General features: G+C 61.0%; 16 protein-coding genes. All 16 read right to left on the bottom strand.

Annotation, left to right across the window (positions count from 1 at the left end):
• Nucleotides 1-114: 114 nt before the first annotated feature.
• Nucleotides 115-783 (bottom strand): GntR family transcriptional regulator, encoded by a 669-nt coding sequence (locus CXQ94_RS03780; protein WP_104086893.1) that lies wholly within the window; start codon nucleotides 781-783, stop codon nucleotides 115-117.
• A gap of 63 nt (nucleotides 784-846) precedes the next feature.
• Nucleotides 847-1,794 carry an ornithine cyclodeaminase family protein gene (locus CXQ94_RS03775; RefSeq protein ID WP_104086892.1) on the bottom strand — a complete coding sequence of 316 codons (948 nt, stop codon included), beginning with the start codon at nucleotides 1,792-1,794 and terminating at the stop codon, nucleotides 847-849.
• Nucleotides 1,791-2,330 (bottom strand): DUF126 domain-containing protein, encoded by a 540-nt coding sequence (locus CXQ94_RS03770; protein WP_104086891.1) that lies wholly within the window; start codon nucleotides 2,328-2,330, stop codon nucleotides 1,791-1,793. The genes CXQ94_RS03775 and CXQ94_RS03770 overlap by 4 nt, the downstream gene beginning before the upstream one ends.
• Nucleotides 2,311-3,585 carry an aconitase X catalytic domain-containing protein gene (locus CXQ94_RS03765; protein ID WP_219816976.1) on the bottom strand — a complete coding sequence of 425 codons (1,275 nt, stop codon included), beginning with the start codon at nucleotides 3,583-3,585 and terminating at the stop codon, nucleotides 2,311-2,313. Before CXQ94_RS03765 ends, CXQ94_RS03770 begins: the two co-directional genes overlap by 20 nt.
• Nucleotides 3,582-4,583, bottom strand: coding sequence for a proline racemase family protein (locus CXQ94_RS03760; RefSeq protein ID WP_104086890.1), 1,002 nt, complete (start codon nucleotides 4,581-4,583; stop codon nucleotides 3,582-3,584). Before CXQ94_RS03760 ends, CXQ94_RS03765 begins: the two co-directional genes overlap by 4 nt.
• Nucleotides 4,584-4,593: 10 nt before the next feature.
• A complete protein-coding gene (locus CXQ94_RS03755) occupies nucleotides 4,594-5,499 on the bottom strand; it encodes a dihydrodipicolinate synthase family protein (RefSeq protein ID WP_104086889.1) in 906 nt (301 codons plus the stop codon).
• 164 nt (nucleotides 5,500-5,663) lie between these two features.
• On the bottom strand, nucleotides 5,664-5,855 hold the full coding sequence (locus tag CXQ94_RS03750) for a hypothetical protein (protein WP_104086888.1): 192 nt from the start codon (nucleotides 5,853-5,855) through the stop codon (nucleotides 5,664-5,666).
• Nucleotides 5,856-6,010: 155 nt separating this feature from the next.
• Nucleotides 6,011-6,709, bottom strand: a complete 699-nt coding sequence (locus CXQ94_RS03745) for a response regulator transcription factor (RefSeq protein ID WP_146070223.1) — start codon at nucleotides 6,707-6,709, stop codon at nucleotides 6,011-6,013.
• Between the two features lie 402 nt (nucleotides 6,710-7,111).
• Nucleotides 7,112-8,371: a sensor histidine kinase gene (locus CXQ94_RS03740; protein ID WP_104086886.1), complete on the bottom strand. Its 1,260-nt coding sequence runs from the start codon at nucleotides 8,369-8,371 to the stop codon at nucleotides 7,112-7,114.
• Nucleotides 8,371-9,666 carry an alpha/beta fold hydrolase gene (locus tag CXQ94_RS03735; protein ID WP_104086885.1) on the bottom strand — a complete coding sequence of 432 codons (1,296 nt, stop codon included), beginning with the start codon at nucleotides 9,664-9,666 and terminating at the stop codon, nucleotides 8,371-8,373. Before CXQ94_RS03735 ends, CXQ94_RS03740 begins: the two co-directional genes overlap by 1 nt.
• A gap of 84 nt (nucleotides 9,667-9,750) precedes the next feature.
• Nucleotides 9,751-10,776: a proline racemase family protein gene (locus CXQ94_RS03730; RefSeq protein ID WP_104086884.1), complete on the bottom strand. Its 1,026-nt coding sequence runs from the start codon at nucleotides 10,774-10,776 to the stop codon at nucleotides 9,751-9,753.
• Between the two features lie 25 nt (nucleotides 10,777-10,801).
• Nucleotides 10,802-11,515, bottom strand: a complete 714-nt coding sequence (locus CXQ94_RS03725) for an ABC transporter ATP-binding protein (RefSeq protein WP_219816986.1) — start codon at nucleotides 11,513-11,515, stop codon at nucleotides 10,802-10,804.
• Entirely contained in the window at nucleotides 11,512-12,372 is an 861-nt protein-coding gene (locus tag CXQ94_RS03720) for an ABC transporter ATP-binding protein (protein WP_104086883.1), read from the bottom strand. The genes CXQ94_RS03725 and CXQ94_RS03720 overlap by 4 nt, the downstream gene beginning before the upstream one ends.
• The gene (locus tag CXQ94_RS03715) at nucleotides 12,369-13,460 is read right to left on the bottom strand and encodes a branched-chain amino acid ABC transporter permease (RefSeq protein ID WP_104086882.1); all 1,092 of its coding nucleotides are present in this window, start codon (nucleotides 13,458-13,460) and stop codon (nucleotides 12,369-12,371) included. Before CXQ94_RS03715 ends, CXQ94_RS03720 begins: the two co-directional genes overlap by 4 nt.
• The gene (locus tag CXQ94_RS03710) at nucleotides 13,461-14,354 is read right to left on the bottom strand and encodes a branched-chain amino acid ABC transporter permease (protein WP_104086881.1); all 894 of its coding nucleotides are present in this window, start codon (nucleotides 14,352-14,354) and stop codon (nucleotides 13,461-13,463) included.
• A 135-nt stretch (nucleotides 14,355-14,489) separates the two neighbouring features.
• Nucleotides 14,490-15,656: a branched-chain amino acid ABC transporter substrate-binding protein gene (locus CXQ94_RS03705; RefSeq protein ID WP_219816975.1), complete on the bottom strand. Its 1,167-nt coding sequence runs from the start codon at nucleotides 15,654-15,656 to the stop codon at nucleotides 14,490-14,492.
• Nucleotides 15,657-15,887 lie beyond the last annotated feature (231 nt).

Raw genomic sequence — 15,887 nt, 5'->3', positions numbered from 1 at the left:
GCTGGAATAGGCCCGTTTGGCCCAAACCTGCGACGACGGCGCCCACTCGCCAAACGCCGTCGAAGATGCGCCGTCCGAGCGCGTTGGCGCCGTCATGACAGAAGCGAGCATCCGCTAGTGTTGCGCCCATTCGCCGCGGACATGGCCGATGTGCCGCGTCATGAGCTCCTGGGCCTCCACGGCCTTCCCTGCGGCAATCAAGTCAACCAATTCAAGGTGCTCACGGGCCATCTCGCGCAGTTCACCGGTGGCAACCAGCGGCGCCAGTCCCAGCAGGCGGGTGTGGGATCGTAGATCGGAGATCAGGGCCACCAGGCGCTTATTGCCACTATATTCAAGTACCGCAATATGGAACTGACGGTCGGATTCGGTGTAAGCGATCAAGTCGCCCTCCCCGGCGTAAGTGACGATGGCTGCCGCCATCTCGCGCAGCCGCACCACCCCGGCGTCGTCAATGAGCGCCGTTACATCCCGGACAGTAGGGGGCTCGATCAGAAGCCGCAGGGCAGTGATCTCATCAAGGTCATCATCGGAGACCTCGGTGACACGGAAGCCCTTGTTGGGTAAGGAGACAACCAAGCCTTCCTTGACCAGATCGAGCATGGCCTCCCGGACGGGTGTCGGTGAGACGCCAAAGCGCTTCCCCAACGTAGGTGCCGAATAGACTTCCCCGGGCTTCATTTCCCCGGAAATGACCGCCGCGCGCAGGGCCAGCGTCACCGTTTCACGCAGGCTGACGTTCTTCTTGACTGCAGTCAGATGGGATAGTTCAGGTGAGCTCATGGCGCTTCCAACCCCCGTTAGAAAATTAAGAGCAGAACACACGTCCCACTACAATATGACATTTTAGTCGACAGGTGGCCCTGTGAAGAGTTCAAACGCCCGCCCAGCAGCCACAATATCCTCCCATGACATCCCCACGCCCGTATAAAGCAGCGGCTTACCGGAAGCCGGAGCAAATTGCCCATTAACAAGATCGGCAAGCGTCGCCAAGCCACGCTCCTGCCACTGCTCAACGGACAGCGCAGGGATCAAATCGCCAGCTTCCCGCAGCGCGGACGCCCGCCCCTCCACGACCACTTCGGCCCGGCGGGCCAGCACAGGGTCGATCTCCCGCGCATCCAAACCGTGCGAGCCAATTGCCGCCAACACCGCGTGATCGGCCACCAGGGAACTGTCAAAAAGCGGGACCGCGGACGACGTTGCGCACACCACAACATCCGCTCCCTTCACGTCCGAAACGCCTCCCGTACGGGCAGACAAGCCACGGCTGGACCATTTCTGCGCCAACGCCGACGCGGCTTCTGCCCGCCTACCAACCACCACAAGCGACTCAATCCCGCAGACCTCATGGATAGCCGCAATGTGCCTGTCAGCCTGCAGCGAGGCCCCAAAAACCACAACGTTTCCAGCAGAACGAACACCACGGAGCCGCAGCATGTGCTTGAGTGCAAGCGTTGTCACGGCCGGCGTCCGGATAAGCGTAAGTTCGGCACCGTCCATGGCAGCCAACGGCGCCAACGTGCCCTTGTCAAGCAAAAGATACGTGCCCTGGATCTTGGGATGTCCTTGAGCGGGATTCCCCGGAGCCACAGTTGCCACCTTGATACCGGCATACTTCACAGATTCCGCTGGCATGAGCAGGAACTCACCGGCGGACAGCGGGGCAAAAAGCCTGGGCGAGTCCCGCTCCGGATCCTGACCTCCTCGCAGGGCCTCCTCAAGGGCTGCCACAATGACAGTTGGCGGCAATAATGCGATCAAGTTTCCGGCGTCAATGTAGGGCAATGTCATGGAGTTCCTCTTTTAGTTACTGGGTCAGCAGGCCCCGGAGCCACGTGCGCGGGAAATGCGACGACGGCGTTTCCGTCACCGCCAGCCTGCACCGAGACATGTAGCGAAGCAATTTTTAGCACACTTGAACTATTACGCTTTGGCGTGTCTTCTCGCCGCAGGAGCGCCGCTCCCGCAGAATCCAACAGAACAATTGGCATATGCGTGCCATAAAGTTCCGCGGCCGCCAGGGCACCCAACGCGAGGATGACGTCCCTTGCCGTGAGCAGGATCGCCGCCGGCCCCACGCCTGCTCGAATTTGTTCGGCCAGAACCGAGGAAGAAGAACTGGAGCCACGTGAGGCGTCCATCAGCAGCACCCGTCCTGCCAGCGACGCACCGTGCTGCGGGTGGTGGGTGTCAATAATCAGGCCCGTTTTCCTGTCAGTGCCGCCCCAGAAGGAAAGCGGTTCTGCCAGCACCAGCAGTTGACCGGAAGCCTCACCGGCGCACAGGGTGGTGCCTGAAATTGTGCATTCAGCTCCATTGTCGCTCATCGCGGATCACCTTTCCGGCGCGGGCAGAGGCCAGGCATTCCTCCAGCGTGCCAAAGACTACGTCCACCCCGATGTTCATGGGCGCGTACCAGGCCCATTTGCCCGACGGCGTCATGACGGTTCGCTCCTGCGGCCCGAGGATAGGCGTGATGTAGGTGCATGTGTCCACCACAATCTTGGCGCCGAGGTCCTGCGCCTGTTGCACCAACCCGGCTTCCTGAGCTTGGGCCAGCACCTCGCGTGAGGTGTTGATCCACACCGTGCAGCCGGGATGGAACGGCTCCGTTCCCGCCAGTGCCACGGACAGCTTTTCAAACTCCCGAAGCGAAAAATGCGGGGTGCCCAGGGCCACCGCATCCACGGGAAGGGACAGATCCGCGCCGCTGGACAGTTCGTCCCTGGCTGCACGCAGCATCTGGGCCGTGATGGCCACAACCGGCAAGCCAGCCCAAGCGGGATCGCCAGCGGCTTCGATCGCCTCCGGGGTCACTCCCGAGACGTGAAAGAGGGCCACACCACCGGAGGAGGCTGCGGTGGCCCCCAAGGCCTTGAGCTTGTCTTCGTCCACCAAGTCAGGATCGATCCCCGTCAGCAACGGCACCGCTGACCCCGCCTGCCGGCCGACCACGTCTCCCAGGGCCGCCCACACAGCTTCGTGGTCAAGCATTGCCGCTGGCAGGGCCCGGCAATCCAGCTCAACGGTAGGCCTGCGGCGTTCGGGCAGATGCAGCCCGGCAAACGGGACGCGCCCGGTGATGGCGGCACAAATGTCAATGAAGTCGCCATAACGTTCGGTGCGGGCGCCCAGCACCGAGTTGGCGAACACGATGGCGTTCGATTCGGCCCATGCAATGTCCTCCCCGAAGGCTGGCCGCTGGGTGCTTTGGTAGGGGGCGCACGTCCAGGTGGCGCGGGCGCCGAGGGTCCGGTAGGCATCCATGAGCGCGCGGGCGGGCACGGCGTCCTCCGGCGGCAACCTCACCAGCCCGGGGTGAAGCAGGTCAAGCGAGCTGGTGTTCAAGGTGGTAGGCACGGAAACGGTGGCGCCCAGCCCGGCCAGCTTTTGGGCAAAGTCGAGTCCCGCCTGCCCGTGGTAAAGGCAACTGTCGATGTGGGCATTGGTGATGGGAATCAGCCGCGCGGCACCCAACACCCCTGCCAGCGCCACCACCATGCGCATGGCCATGGCAACTCCGGCACCGCGCCCGCCGTCGAGCATGTCCTGCTCGACGGCGGTGAGCGCCAGCGTGTTCACAACAAGAATCCGGCCTGAAAGGGATCGTCCGGGTCCAGGTGATACTGGGCCGTGCCGGTGATCCACGCGCGTCCGGTGATGGTTGGCACCACTGCGGGTAGCCCGCCCACAGTCGTTTCTTCCACCAACCGGCCAATGAACTGGGTGCCGATGTAGCTTTCATTCACAAAATCTGTGTTGAGCGCCAGTTCCCCGCGGGCATGCAATTGCGCCATCCGGGCGCTGGTTCCAGTGCCGCAGGGCGATCGGTCGAACCATCCAGGATAGATGGCCATGGCGTGGCGAGAATGCTCGGCCGTGGAGCCGGGTGCCTTCAGGTACACGTGGTGGCAGCCGCTGATATCGGCCCGCTCCGGGTGAACTGGACGATTGTGGGTGTTGATGGCATCCATGATCTTCAATCCGGCATCGAGCAGGCGATCCTTAGCCGCACGCTCAAACGGTAGACCTAGTTCGGCAAGCTCGACGACGGCGTAGAAGTTTCCACCAAAAGCCATGTCGTAGCGGACTTCCCCAAAACCCTCCACCTCGACGGTTTGCTCAAGCGCCAAGGAGAACGATGGGACATTGCGGATGGTCACCTTTTTGGCCGCGCCATTCTCCACGGCCACCTCGGCCACCACCAGTCCGGCAGGGGTGTCCAGCCGAATCGTGGTGACCGGCTCCACCACGGGGACCATGCCGGTTTCCACCAGTACCGTGGCCACCCCAATGGTGCCGTGCCCGCACATGGGCAGCAGCCCGGAGACTTCGATGAACAGCACACCAAAATCGGCGTCGGGGCGAGTGGACGGCTGGAGGATCGCGCCACTCATCGACGCATGACCCCGAGGTTCGAACATCAGCAAGGTGCGCACATCGTCGCTGTTATCGATGAACCACTGACGCCGTTCGGCCATGGTGGCGCCGGGGATGGTGCCCATTCCACCGGTGATGACGCGTGTAGGCATCCCCTCAGTGTGGGAGTCGACAGCGTGGAATACCCTTTTGGAACGCATCGCGCGCCGTTTACCTGTAGCCCTTGGCCAGCACGGCCTCGGTGTCGGCGGTGATGCGGGCCGCCATGTCAGCCGGAAGCGGGCTGCGCGGCTGGCGGCAGCCGCCACCCTTGCGCCCGGCAATGTCCATGGACAATTTGATCGCCTGGACAAACTCGGTTTTGGAGTCCCAGCGCAGCAAAGAGTGCAGATCTCGGTAGAGAGGCAGCGCAGCGGTGATGTCCTCGGAACGACCACTCGTGGCCAGTTCGTATAGCTTCACTGTGCTTTGCGGAATGGCGTTGGGGTAGCCGGCAATCCAGCCAACTGCACCTGCCAGTCCCAGTTCCAGCAGGACGTCGTCGGAGCCGATCAGCAAGTCCAGATCAGGGGCCAGTTCGGCAATCTCGTAGGCGCGGCGCACGTCTCCGGTGAATTCCTTCACGGCCACAATCAGGCCTTCTGCATGCATTCGTGCAAGCAGTTCCGGCGACAAGTCCACCTTGGTGTCATAGGGGTTGTTATATGCGACAACGGGAAGGCCGGCCTTCGCCACCTCACGGTAGTGCGCAAGCACCGTTTCGTCATCGGCTTTGAAGGTGTTCGGTGGGAGCGCCAGTACGGAGGCCGCACCCGCATCTCGGGCCTGTTCGGCCCAGCGGCGAGACTCATCGGCGCCGTAGGCGGCGACACCCGGCATGGCGGTAAAACCCTCAGGGGATGCAGCTACAGCGGTTTCTACGACTTTTGCGCGTTCTGCCGGGGTCAGCGTCTGGTACTCGCCAAGGGAACCGTTGGGGCAAACGCCGTCGCATCCATTGGCTGCCAGCCACGACACATGCTCGGCAAATGCGGAGTAATCAACGCTGTTGTCGGCATTAAAGGGAAGTGCAGTTGCAACGTGAATGCCCTGCCAGGGCTGGGTGCGGGTTGTCATGGAGCTCCCCTTACAGAGGGTCAGATGCCAGGGACAGCAGCCTGCTGCCGGCCCTTGGGCACTGGCAGCACCGCCACTATCCGATTACACACCCACCCTAGCAGTGCAATGTCACATTCCACCAGAGCTTTTAATGCTCGATTTCAGCGAACCTCAAGCCGCTTCTAGCAAAGTTTGATGAAACCAAGGTCGCAGGGCAGGAACCACATGCCGTACGTGGTTGCCACATTGCCGGCTGCGGGTGCAGTGGTTGTTGTGCCGGCGGGTACAGTGTCGGCCATGGCCGCAGTGGGAGCCAAGACTAGGCCGGAGGCCAGAACGGCGGCAATAGCTAGGGAAGCAACGCGAGATTTCATGGAAGTGCCTTTCACAAGTGGCGGCCACGGCCGCCTGAACGGGATGCTCCCTAGCATAGGTGGCTGAATGGCAGGGGGATACGGCAAACGCCGCGTAAGACACCTGTCCATTTGGATAGTCTTTTCCTACCGACCGGCACCTCATGTAGCTTTCCCTATGCAACTACTCCCGAACGAAGGGCCGTAATGACAAGCTGCAAACGGTCCCTGGCCTCGAATTTACGGCCCAAACGGACAAGGTGGTACTTGACCGTTGACTCGGAAAGGTAAAGGGCCGAGGCGATTTCGCTGTTGCTCCTGCCTTCGCACAGAAGTTTCAGTACACCTTCCTCGCGCTCCGAAAGTTCAACACCGGGATGATCGGGTTTGGCAGGGCGGCTCTGTCGAACGTCTTCCACCAGAAGGTGTGTGACCGCCGGGTCAATGGGACATTCCCCCGCATGGACTTCCCGGACTGCGGCAATGATTCTTTCCGGTTCGGCATCCTTGACCACATATCCACTCGCACCAGCCATCAGGGCCGCCTTGAGGTGCCCATCCTCAACGTGGCCGGTGACAACCAGGATCCGGATCTCAGGAAATTCCTCAACAATGTGCCCGATAGCGGTAATCCCGTCCATGACGGGCATTTGAATGTCAATAAGGAGGACCTGTGGATGGAGCTCGCGCACCAGGCGGATGGCATCGACGCCGCTTTCGCCTTCCCCGATCACCACTACGTCTGTTGTTTGGGTCAAATAAGTTCGCAAAGCGCCACGAACGAACTTTTCATCATCCACAATGACCACATTAATGGTCTCTGCCTCAGTCGGCTCGGCGCCGTTTGCCTCTGTGGTTTGCACGCTCACATTCATGCTCACAGTCTACGTAATCTGGGTGATGCTTCTGGCATCCGTTGCGCTGGCGGGATCAGCCCGCCAAAATGTCAGGAACGCGAGACTTCAACGTTCCGGCGGTGAGTTGGTGCCGTCGGGCCAAATGCCGCTTGAGCGTAGGGTGCTGTGCCGGGAGGTAGAACCTGCGTCGCACACGTGCAATGCATTCATGACTTTCTCCTTGGATTCACCAGGGGCGCCTGCAGTACTGCTCGAATGAGCCGGGAGCATGCTTAAACGCCGAATACTACGACGCTACGCAGCCCTATTTGCCCATGCAATGCATGCAATTGACATCAGCCCGAATGGACGAGGAAAAAGCCTATAAATTAGGGTAAATTGCCCATTTGGACCAACGTGAGGGCATGTGGGGAGATGTCTCTACCGGAGGGTCCGGGGGCCCTGGAATGGCAGTACAGCGTATATTCTCCACCAGCCTTCTTCCGGGCCAGCCTCCAGCGTTCCGCCAAGTCGGGAGGCCCGCTCCCGCAAACCCACAAGGCCCGTGCCGGATACGGGCAGACGTGGCTTACCCGGTGTCATTCTATTGCGAATTGTCAACTCTAAGCGGTCATCAAGCACTTCCAAAGAGATATGGCATTCGCTGCTGTGGCCTGTGTGCTTGGCAATATTGGTGGCGCTTTCCTGCAGAATCCGCAGGACCGTGGATCGGAGCCCATTTGGAATGCGACTCAGGTCTCCCGACGTTTTGACCAGGGTGAGCACTCCCAAGCTATTGAGACGCTTTTGGGTGTCGGCAACGCTAAGTGCCAGGTCGATGGTGGCCGGGCTCGGTGAGACGCCAGCGCTACCAGAGGGCCCACCCGCCAGCGGCAGATCCTCCGTGCGCATGGTTCGCAGAAGACGCCGAAGGTCATCGAGAGAATTTCGGGCCATGGCCCCGATCTCATTCAACGACTCTTCCTTCACAGGCCCATCGTCTGCGAGCTTCCCGAGATTAGCCTGCACGGCAATCATGGTCAGACCGTGGGTAACCACGTCGTGAAGTTCTCTGGCAAGCTCCGTGCGCTGTTCCAGGGCAGCCCGGGCGGCAGTTTCTTTGGCTGCCAGCTGGGCCTGAGCTGCTTGAACTGACCTTTCCCGCAGGATTTTCACGGCAAGCCCCGGCGCTATGAGCAAGAAAGTAATGAAGAAGTAGCCCCACAACGCTGCCGGGCTCAGGGTCGAGACACCAAGGACCCAAGCGATCTGCCACACAAGAAACGTTCCCACGATGGCAATCAGGGCGCGAGTAGATACTCGATAGGCCGCGACTGGCAGGGCCGCAAAGATCAAGACCAGAGCCCCGATGGGCTGTTCGTTCTCGTACATTGTTACCAGCAGCACTAGCAGGGCCGGCGCCGCCAGTTGCGGCCTGAACGCCAGAGCCATCCAGAGGGCCCAGTAGCTGACGGTGCCGACTAGTCCCCACCAAGGGAAAATTCCATCTTGATGGGTTACAAAAAACAGACGGAAGTCATCAACAGCAGAGACAGTAACAAATAGGGCAATGGCAAAAGAAACCCAGGCAGGCATGGGCGAAATGCCGACCTTCAAGGCGCCAGCAATTGAGAGCTTCCGCCAAGGCTTACGCATGCGCACCCGCACGGCTTTGTCTTGAGGGTCCGAGTTGGCCTCCACTACGCAATCCCTCCACCGAGCTGGGCCAGCGAATTACGCAAGTAGGCGAAGACTTTGTCATCGCCTATACCGTCATGTTCAAACTCGTTGGTGACCCACGCATGGACATTTCCCACCGCCGCGGCGGTGTCCAGCTGGAGCCCTGCATCAACGTACATATCGTCATAGTAAACGGCGGCGGCAAGAGGCACCTGATTGGCGGCAAGCTTCTCGAGATCATAGAGCTCTGTAAACGTCTCGCGGCGGGCCAATTCATTGACGGCACCGGCAAAGGGACGCAGCAGCCGGATTTCCTCGAACATCCAAGGAAACATCATTTCCCCTGTGAACATCAAAGGCCGGGCAGTGTCGGCAAAGTCCTGGTGGTTCTCCAACTCGCGTTGGGCGGCCCAGGCCGTGGGCCCGTTGGAGCCGTGAGAGTAGATACTCTCCTGCATGACGGCAAAGAGTGGATTGTCGGCAAACGAGGTACGTGCCATCACCTGGGCCAGGAAACCATCGGTGAGGTGTTCGCCGTCGTCGGTGAAAGCCTCATCGAGCAACCAGTGCATGCGCTCAAAACCGGGCTTCATGCCGAAGTCAATACCAAGGGTCTGCAGGCGTCGAACGGTGAGCCTGTCCCCGTCGGGTAGCCTGACGTCGTTGCTTGCCAGGTGGTCCGCCAGCCGAGCTACAAGCTCCTGATCCTGCGGGTACCGTGCGTAGAATTCGCGGTTCTTGCCAGCGGTCCGCGGGAAAGTGCGCCGGTAGACCTCGGATGGGTCCGGCCAGATGCTTGCCAAACCGCCGGTCACATAGCAGGCAGTGAGTGCTTCGGGCGCCCGGGAAAGGTAGGTCAACGTCAGGAAGCCACCATAGCTCTGCCCCACTGTTGACCAGCGCTGGCCGCCAAAACGGGTCTTACGGATATGTTCGGCGTCGGCCACGATTGAGTCGGCACGGAAATGCGTGAGGTAATCCGCCCCGGCGTTGGCGTCAGGAAATTCGGCCATGGTGCGTGCATCCACCCGGGTACTGCGGCCGGTTCCACGCTGGTCAAGAAGCACCACGCGGTGAGTTTTCAGGGCCTGGCCAATCCAGCCCGTGGCCCCCAGCGGACGCGGGCCCTTGCCTCCGGGGCCACCCTGCAAAAAGATCATGACGGGCAGTTCTTCCCCGCGCCGGACCGGGTCCACAAGCTCCCTGGCAAAAACTGAAATGGTGGCCGGGTTGCTCTCATCAAACCAGTCCAGCGGCACGCTGACACGAAAATCGCTCACGTGCAGGCCCGGGATGGTGTAACTGGAATCGCTCATAGTTCAATCGTCCCAGCAATCACTGCCAAGCGGCGAATCCCCACCCGCCCGTGGGCCCAGCAGCCCCTCCCAGGGCTCGCAAGCTCACCGCAGGACAAAGCCTAAGCCGAGTTCGTCATCGTCCCCGAGGGTGAACTTGCATTCACCGACGGGAAAAGCCTTGCCGGTTACCTCCACCACCACCCCGGCGTCGCTGGCATCGGCCACGCGAGCCGTGAAGTGGGAGTCGATGATGGAGAAGTGATCCAGTAACTCCCCGTCAGCAAGGTGTCCGGAGGCGCTGAGGGAGGCCACCCTGGCCGCCGTTCCGGAGCCGCACGGAGACCTGTCCACTTGCCCGTCTGCGAAGATCGTGACGTTGCGTTGCGCCATGGCACCCGCACCCGGAAGCCCGCTACCGGGACCCACATCTTCATGAAAGATGGTTCCGTAGATGCCGTCCAAACGAGCCTCCGTCGGGTGCTTGGCGGCAGGATGCCCCGCCAAAGCTGCCTTGATTTGCCGGCCCGCTTCAATGAGCTGATTGAGGTTCGATCCCGAGACCGAAAGCCCCGCAGCCTGCGCGGGCAGGGAGGCGTAGAGCGCGCCTCCCCACAATACGTCCAGCTTCAGCGTGCCGAAATCTGCCGTGGCCACTTCAATGTTCTGTGCCGCAAGATAGGAGGGCACATTTCGAAACGTTACTGCGGTGATGCGTCCGGCCTCGGTGCGTACTGTGGCGCTGACGCGGCCCGACGGTACATCGATCACTGCCTCGGTGTCGCCGTCGTCCGGGGCGGCTACGAGGCCGCTACGGACCGCCCAGGCACCCAAGGCGATGGTGCCGTGACCGCACGCGGTGGAGAACCCGTCCTTGTGCCAAAACAACACGCCGAAGTGGGCCCCGGAATCGTTGGGGGGCACAATGAATCCGCCATACATATCTGCGTGGCCCCGGGGTTCGTTGACCAGAAGCTGGCGCAGGATGTTGGCCGGGCCGGTCATGGCGTTCTGCCGTCGTTCCAGGACGGTGTCGCCCTCGATGGAAAACGGCAGGGTCGGAACGATCCGGAACGGCTCCCCGGCCGTGTGGTAGTCAACGGTGGATATTTCCCACTGTGTGGCGTCCATGCGTAAATCCTTCAGTTCTTCCTCGTTAGGCACCCAGATATGCCTCAACAATGCGTGAATCGGCCAGCAGCTCGGCCCCCGTCCCGGTCATGGTGGTGACCCCGTTTTCAATGACGTAGCCCCTGCTGGTGATCTTCAGCGCGGCCCGCGCGTTTTGCTCCACGAGCAGCACTGTGGTGCCGTTGGCGTTGACTTCCTTGATGACCTCCATAACTTGGGCAACTATCAGCGGAGCCAATCCCATGGAAGGCTCATCGAGCATGAGCATCTTCGGTCCGGCAATCAATGCCCGGCCAATGGCCAGCATCTGCTGTTCACCGCCAGAGAGCGTCCCGCCCTGCTGGGTGCGCCGCTGTGCCAGCAACGGCAGCAGATCAAAGACGTCCTTGAGGCGTTTAGCGATGGCCGCCTTGTCTTTGACCATGTAGCCGCCCAATTGCAGGTTCTCCATGACCGACAGCGTGGAGAAGATGCGTCTGCCTTCGGGGACGTGGATCAGCCCGGCCCCAACCACCTCCCAGGGCTTGGCCCGGGTGATGTCCGTGCCGGCGAAACTGATCCGTCCCGAGTGCGCCTTCACAAGGGCCGACGCCGCCGAAAGCGTGGTGGTTTTCCCTGCCCCATTGTTGCCCAGCAGGGCCACGATCTCGCCCTCCTCGACCCGTACGCTGATGCCGCGCAGCGCCTGAATCTTGCCGTAAAACACTTCCACGTCTTCAAATTCGAGCATGGACATCAGGACTCGCCTCCCTCGCGCGGTGCATCTGCGGCGGCGTTGGCCGCCTTTTCGGCATCCTCTACCGAGGTGGCCGTGGGCTTTGCCGACGGAGCGTCGTCATCCTTGCCCAGATAGGCCTCGATGACGGCCGGATTGTTCTTCACTTCAGCTGGCGTGCCGTCGGCGATCTCCTTGCCAAAGTTCATCACCACCACGCGTTCGCTCACCTCCATGACCACACTCATGTCGTGTTCAATGAGTACGACGGCGGCGCCCAGGTCTCGGATCTTGCGGCACAGTTCCAGCAACTCACGTTTCTCCGAGTGGTTGAGTCCCGCCCCCGGCTCGTCCAGAAGCACGAGTTTGGCCTTGCGGGCCATGGCCCGGGCCATCTCAACCTGCCGCTGCTGGCCGTAAGCCAGATTGCGTACGGGGATCCCACGCCCACCCTTGTAGCCAACAAAGTCCAGCCAGCGGTGGGCTTCTTCGGTGTAGAAGGCCTCGCTTTTCCTGTAGCGCGGAGTGTGGAACAGTGCGTCAAGGAAATTCTGGCCACCATAGAGGTGCATGCCCCCGCGAACATTGTCCAAGACAGTCAGGTCAGGGAAAAGGCGCAGGTTTTGGAAAGTGCGGGTGACGCCGGTGGCCGCAATGACGGCCGGGCGCTTGCCGGTGATGTCCTGGCCATCCACTGTGACGGAGCCACTGACGGGCTTATAGAACCCGGTGATGCAGTTGAATGCGCTGGTTTTGCCAGCCCCGTTGGGGCCGATCACCGAGACGATTTCACCGGCGTCGGCGGTGAAGGAAAGCCCATTGACTGCTTTCACGCCGCCGAAGGCTATCTGTAGATCCTTGACTTCCAGCAGCGGGCTCATGCTTTCTCTCCTGTCGCCGGGTTTACCGGCACTAATTTCCGCCGGTCCCTGCGGGAGCGTTTGGTGCCATCTTCACCCGAGTCGGATCCGTCGTCGCCCTTTTCCGGTTCAAAGGCGCGTGCCGGCCAAAAGCCTTGAGGCCTGAGCACCATGACAAGGATCAGCACCACACCGAAGATCACGTACCGCAGATTGCCCATGTCGCGTAGGAATTCCGGCAGCAGCGAGATGACGACGGCGCCAACCACCACGCCGCGGGTGTTGCCCATGCCGCCAAGCACTACCGCCATGAGTACGAGTGCCGACTGGAGGAAGACGAAGCTCTGCGGGGATATTGCCGAGAGGTGTGCGGCAAACAGCATGCCGCCGAGCCCGCCCCAGATGGCGCCGAAGATGTAGGCCGCCAGTTTCACCTTGTAGGTGTGGATGCCCATGGCCTCGGCGGCGTCCTCATCCTCGCGGACGAAGCGCCAGGCGCGGCCCAGCCTGGATTTTCCGAGCCTCGCCGAGCCCAGCACCAGCAAACTGACGAAGACCACACAGAAGTAGTAGAACGGCACGGGGTTGGAGAGGTCCAGGCCAAACAGGTGTATGCCGGGAATGCCATAGATGCCCGACGGGCCGCCGGTGATGGTCAGGTTGTTGGCCGTCAGGCGGATGATCTCACCAAAACCGAGCGTCACGATAGCCAGATAGTCGCTGCGCAGGCGCAGTGTGGGGGCACCAATAATGAGCCCGGCTAGGACGGTCATGACCAGCACGGCTGGGACGGTGAACAAGACGGGCAGCTCCCAGGCCTTGGACACGATCCCTGCCGTATATGCCCCCACCGCCATAAAGGCGATGTAGCCAAGGTCCAGCAGGCCGCAGTAGCCCACCACAATGTTCAGCCCGGAGGCCAGCAGCACAAAGATCACGGCGGTGGTGGCAATGTTCATGGCGTAGTTGCTGGCCAGAATGAACGGGAAGATCAAGGCGATGGCAAAGGCACCCCAGCCCAGTTGCTTGCTCTCAAACAGGGCCGAAAGGCGGCTGGCGGGCTTGCCGATCCGGCGCGGGGCCGTGGAGGAATCGACGTTTTCACTCATTTAGACACGCTCCGTTACTCGTTCGCCCAGCAGGCCTGTTGGTTTCAACGTCAGGAATGCGATCAGCACGGCGAAGGTAAAGACATCCCGCCATTCACCGCCAAGCCACTGCGAACCAAACGCCTCGAGCAGGCCAAGCAGCAGGCCGCCCAGCATGGCGCCCTTGATGTTGCCGATGCCACCAATGACGGCGGCCGTGAAAGCTTTCAGACCGATGATGAAGCCCATCAAAAAGTCGATCTTGCCGTAGTAAGCGCCAGCCATGACCCCGGCCGCACCAGCCAGTGCCGAGCCAATGAAGAAGGTCCAGGTGATGACCTTGTTGACGTTGATGCCCATAAGCAGCGAGCCCTTGGGATCCAGCGCAATGGCCCGCATGGCACGGCCCATGGACGTGCGCTGAATGTAGGAGTTCAGGCCGAGCATGAGCAGCACGGCAATCACCATCAGAACAATCTGTGGGGCAGAGATCCGGGCACCGAGGACGTCGAAAGTTTCGCCCTGCAGGCGCACCGGGAAGACTTTGGGATTGGGGCCGGCGATGGCACTGACCCCGTACTCCAAGGTGAAGGAGGCGCCGACGGCGGTGATGAGCACTGCCAGCCTCGGCGAGTTGCGCAGCGGCCGGTAAGCCAGCCGTTCAATGCCGACGCCGATCCCGCCTGTGATGATCATGGTCAGCAGCAGCACTATCAGCAGGGCCGTGATGGACATGGAAGCCGGGATGACGCCGAAGGAGCTGAGGGTGGCGAAGCCAATGAAGGCGCCCAACATATAGATGTCACCGTGGGCAAAGTTAAGGAGTTTGATGATGCCATAAACCATGGAGTAGCCCAGGGCGATCAATGCGTAAAACGAACCCACAAACAGGCCGTTCCAAATTAGCTGTGTCATGCCGTCCCGCCTTGACTGAAAAGTCTTACAGATACCTAAAGTGACCCAACCGGCGGGATCGTGGCCCGCCGGTTGTGAAGCTTGGCTCGCAAAGGCCCCACGCCGAGCGACGCCCGGCGTGGGGACGCGGCGGCGCTAGCTCAGGGTGTCCTTGAGGACGAACTTGCCGTCCTTGACCACAAGAATCTGGAAGCCACCGTTGGTCAGGGTGTGTTCCGGGGTGAACTTCAGGGGGCCGGAGAACAGTTGGAAGCCATCAATCGCCTGCAAGGCCGCGATCACCTTGGTGCCGTCGGTACTGCCGGCCTTGGTGATTGCCTCGGCTGCGACCCGGACGGCGTCGTAGGACTGGGTGGAGTAAGGGCCGGGAGCCGAGCCAAACTTCTTGGTGTAGTCGGCGATCCAGGTTTCGGCGCCCTTGATGGTGTCGGGGGTCTGGGTCATGGTTGCGAAGACGCCCTCGGCGTTGGATGCGCCAGCGATCTGAATCAAGGATGCGTCGACGCTACCGTCGGCCACCATGATTTTGCCCTGGTAACCGGCAGCCTTGAGCTGGTTGATGATCAGGCCACCTTCTTGGTAGTAGCCGGTCCAGTACAGCATGTCCGGGTTGGCACCCATGATGTCGTGAACCACCGAGGAGTAGTCGCTTTCCCCTGCCGTAACCGAGGTGGACAGCGCAACCTTGACGCCGCCGTCGGACTCCAGGTCCTTCTTGGTCTGGGCGGCAATGTCTTTGGAGTAGCTCGTGTTGTCATCAACCAGAGCCACAGTCTTGACGCCGTCCTTGACCATGAACTTCACAGCAGCGGCCGCCTGCTGGACGCCCGTGCCGTTGATCAGGAACACGTTGGGCAGTTTCTGGTTCACCAACTCCTGGGAGTTGGCGGCCGGGATGATCATGGGGATGTTGGCCTTGTTGAAGATGGGCAGCGTGGGCAGCGTGGCCCCTGAGCAGTACCCGCCCACGGAGATCACAGCACCGTTGGAGACGGCCTTGTTGGCTGCGGCCGCTGCCTGGGTGGGGTCACAGGCCTCATCTTCGGGATCAAACTGGAGCTGGCGGCCAAGCACGCCCCCCTTGGCATTGATTTCATCAACGGCCATCTGCATGCCGTTCTTCATGTACACGCCAGTGGGCGCGCTGGAACCGGAGAGCGGAATGACGGCGGCAATCTTGATGGGACCAGAATCGGCGGTCTTACTGTCGCTGCCACCTAGGATGCCACCACAGCCCGTGGTCGCCAGCAGGGCTGCCGCTACCGCACCAACAGCAAATACCTTGGGAATTCGAAGTTTCATTGCCTGCATCTCCTTTGACGTGACAAAACCAAATCCACCATGCAGGAACGTCCCCACACGCTTGTCTATTGTCGGGTTGCTCACACTCCCCGATCAGTAAAATATCACATAGCACGGCGTGGGGTGTCAACAGTTTGTCCACTCCGCCGGCGCAATTGAGACCCGAATGAAACATTCCCTTTCAAACGTTATGGGGAGTTCTTCATGGGCAGTGCAACCCATCGACGGACT

Origin of the sequence: Arthrobacter sp. GMC3 (assembly GCF_002929305.1) — a bacterium.
In the GTDB taxonomy this organism is placed as follows: domain Bacteria; phylum Actinomycetota; class Actinomycetes; order Actinomycetales; family Micrococcaceae; genus Specibacter.
This window is presented reverse-complemented; position numbering and strand designations above follow the sequence as displayed.

What these genes read in the sequence shown, in the direction of transcription:
- CXQ94_RS03760 (WP_104086890.1), bottom strand. Translation starts at nt 4,583, where the DNA reads ATGCGTTCCAAAAGGGTATTCCACGCTGTCGACTCCCACACTGAGGGG.
- CXQ94_RS03745 (WP_146070223.1), bottom strand. Translation starts at nt 6,709, where the DNA reads ATGAATGTGAGCGTGCAAACCACAGAGGCAAACGGCGCCGAGCCGACT.
- CXQ94_RS03755 (WP_104086889.1), bottom strand. Translation starts at nt 5,499, where the DNA reads ATGACAACCCGCACCCAGCCCTGGCAGGGCATTCACGTTGCAACTGCA.
- CXQ94_RS03730 (WP_104086884.1), bottom strand. Translation starts at nt 10,776, where the DNA reads ATGGACGCCACACAGTGGGAAATATCCACCGTTGACTACCACACGGCC.
- CXQ94_RS03715 (WP_104086882.1), bottom strand. Translation starts at nt 13,460, where the DNA reads ATGAGTGAAAACGTCGATTCCTCCACGGCCCCGCGCCGGATCGGCAAG.
- CXQ94_RS03775 (WP_104086892.1), bottom strand. Translation starts at nt 1,794, where the DNA reads ATGACATTGCCCTACATTGACGCCGGAAACTTGATCGCATTATTGCCG.
- CXQ94_RS03735 (WP_104086885.1), bottom strand. Translation starts at nt 9,666, where the DNA reads ATGAGCGATTCCAGTTACACCATCCCGGGCCTGCACGTGAGCGATTTT.
- CXQ94_RS03750 (WP_104086888.1), bottom strand. Translation starts at nt 5,855, where the DNA reads ATGAAATCTCGCGTTGCTTCCCTAGCTATTGCCGCCGTTCTGGCCTCC.
- CXQ94_RS03710 (WP_104086881.1), bottom strand. Translation starts at nt 14,354, where the DNA reads ATGACACAGCTAATTTGGAACGGCCTGTTTGTGGGTTCGTTTTACGCA.
- CXQ94_RS03780 (WP_104086893.1), bottom strand. Translation starts at nt 783, where the DNA reads ATGAGCTCACCTGAACTATCCCATCTGACTGCAGTCAAGAAGAACGTC.
- CXQ94_RS03770 (WP_104086891.1), bottom strand. Translation starts at nt 2,330, where the DNA reads ATGAGCGACAATGGAGCTGAATGCACAATTTCAGGCACCACCCTGTGC.
- CXQ94_RS03705 (WP_219816975.1), bottom strand. Translation starts at nt 15,656, where the DNA reads ATGAAACTTCGAATTCCCAAGGTATTTGCTGTTGGTGCGGTAGCGGCA.
- CXQ94_RS03720 (WP_104086883.1), bottom strand. Translation starts at nt 12,372, where the DNA reads ATGAGCCCGCTGCTGGAAGTCAAGGATCTACAGATAGCCTTCGGCGGC.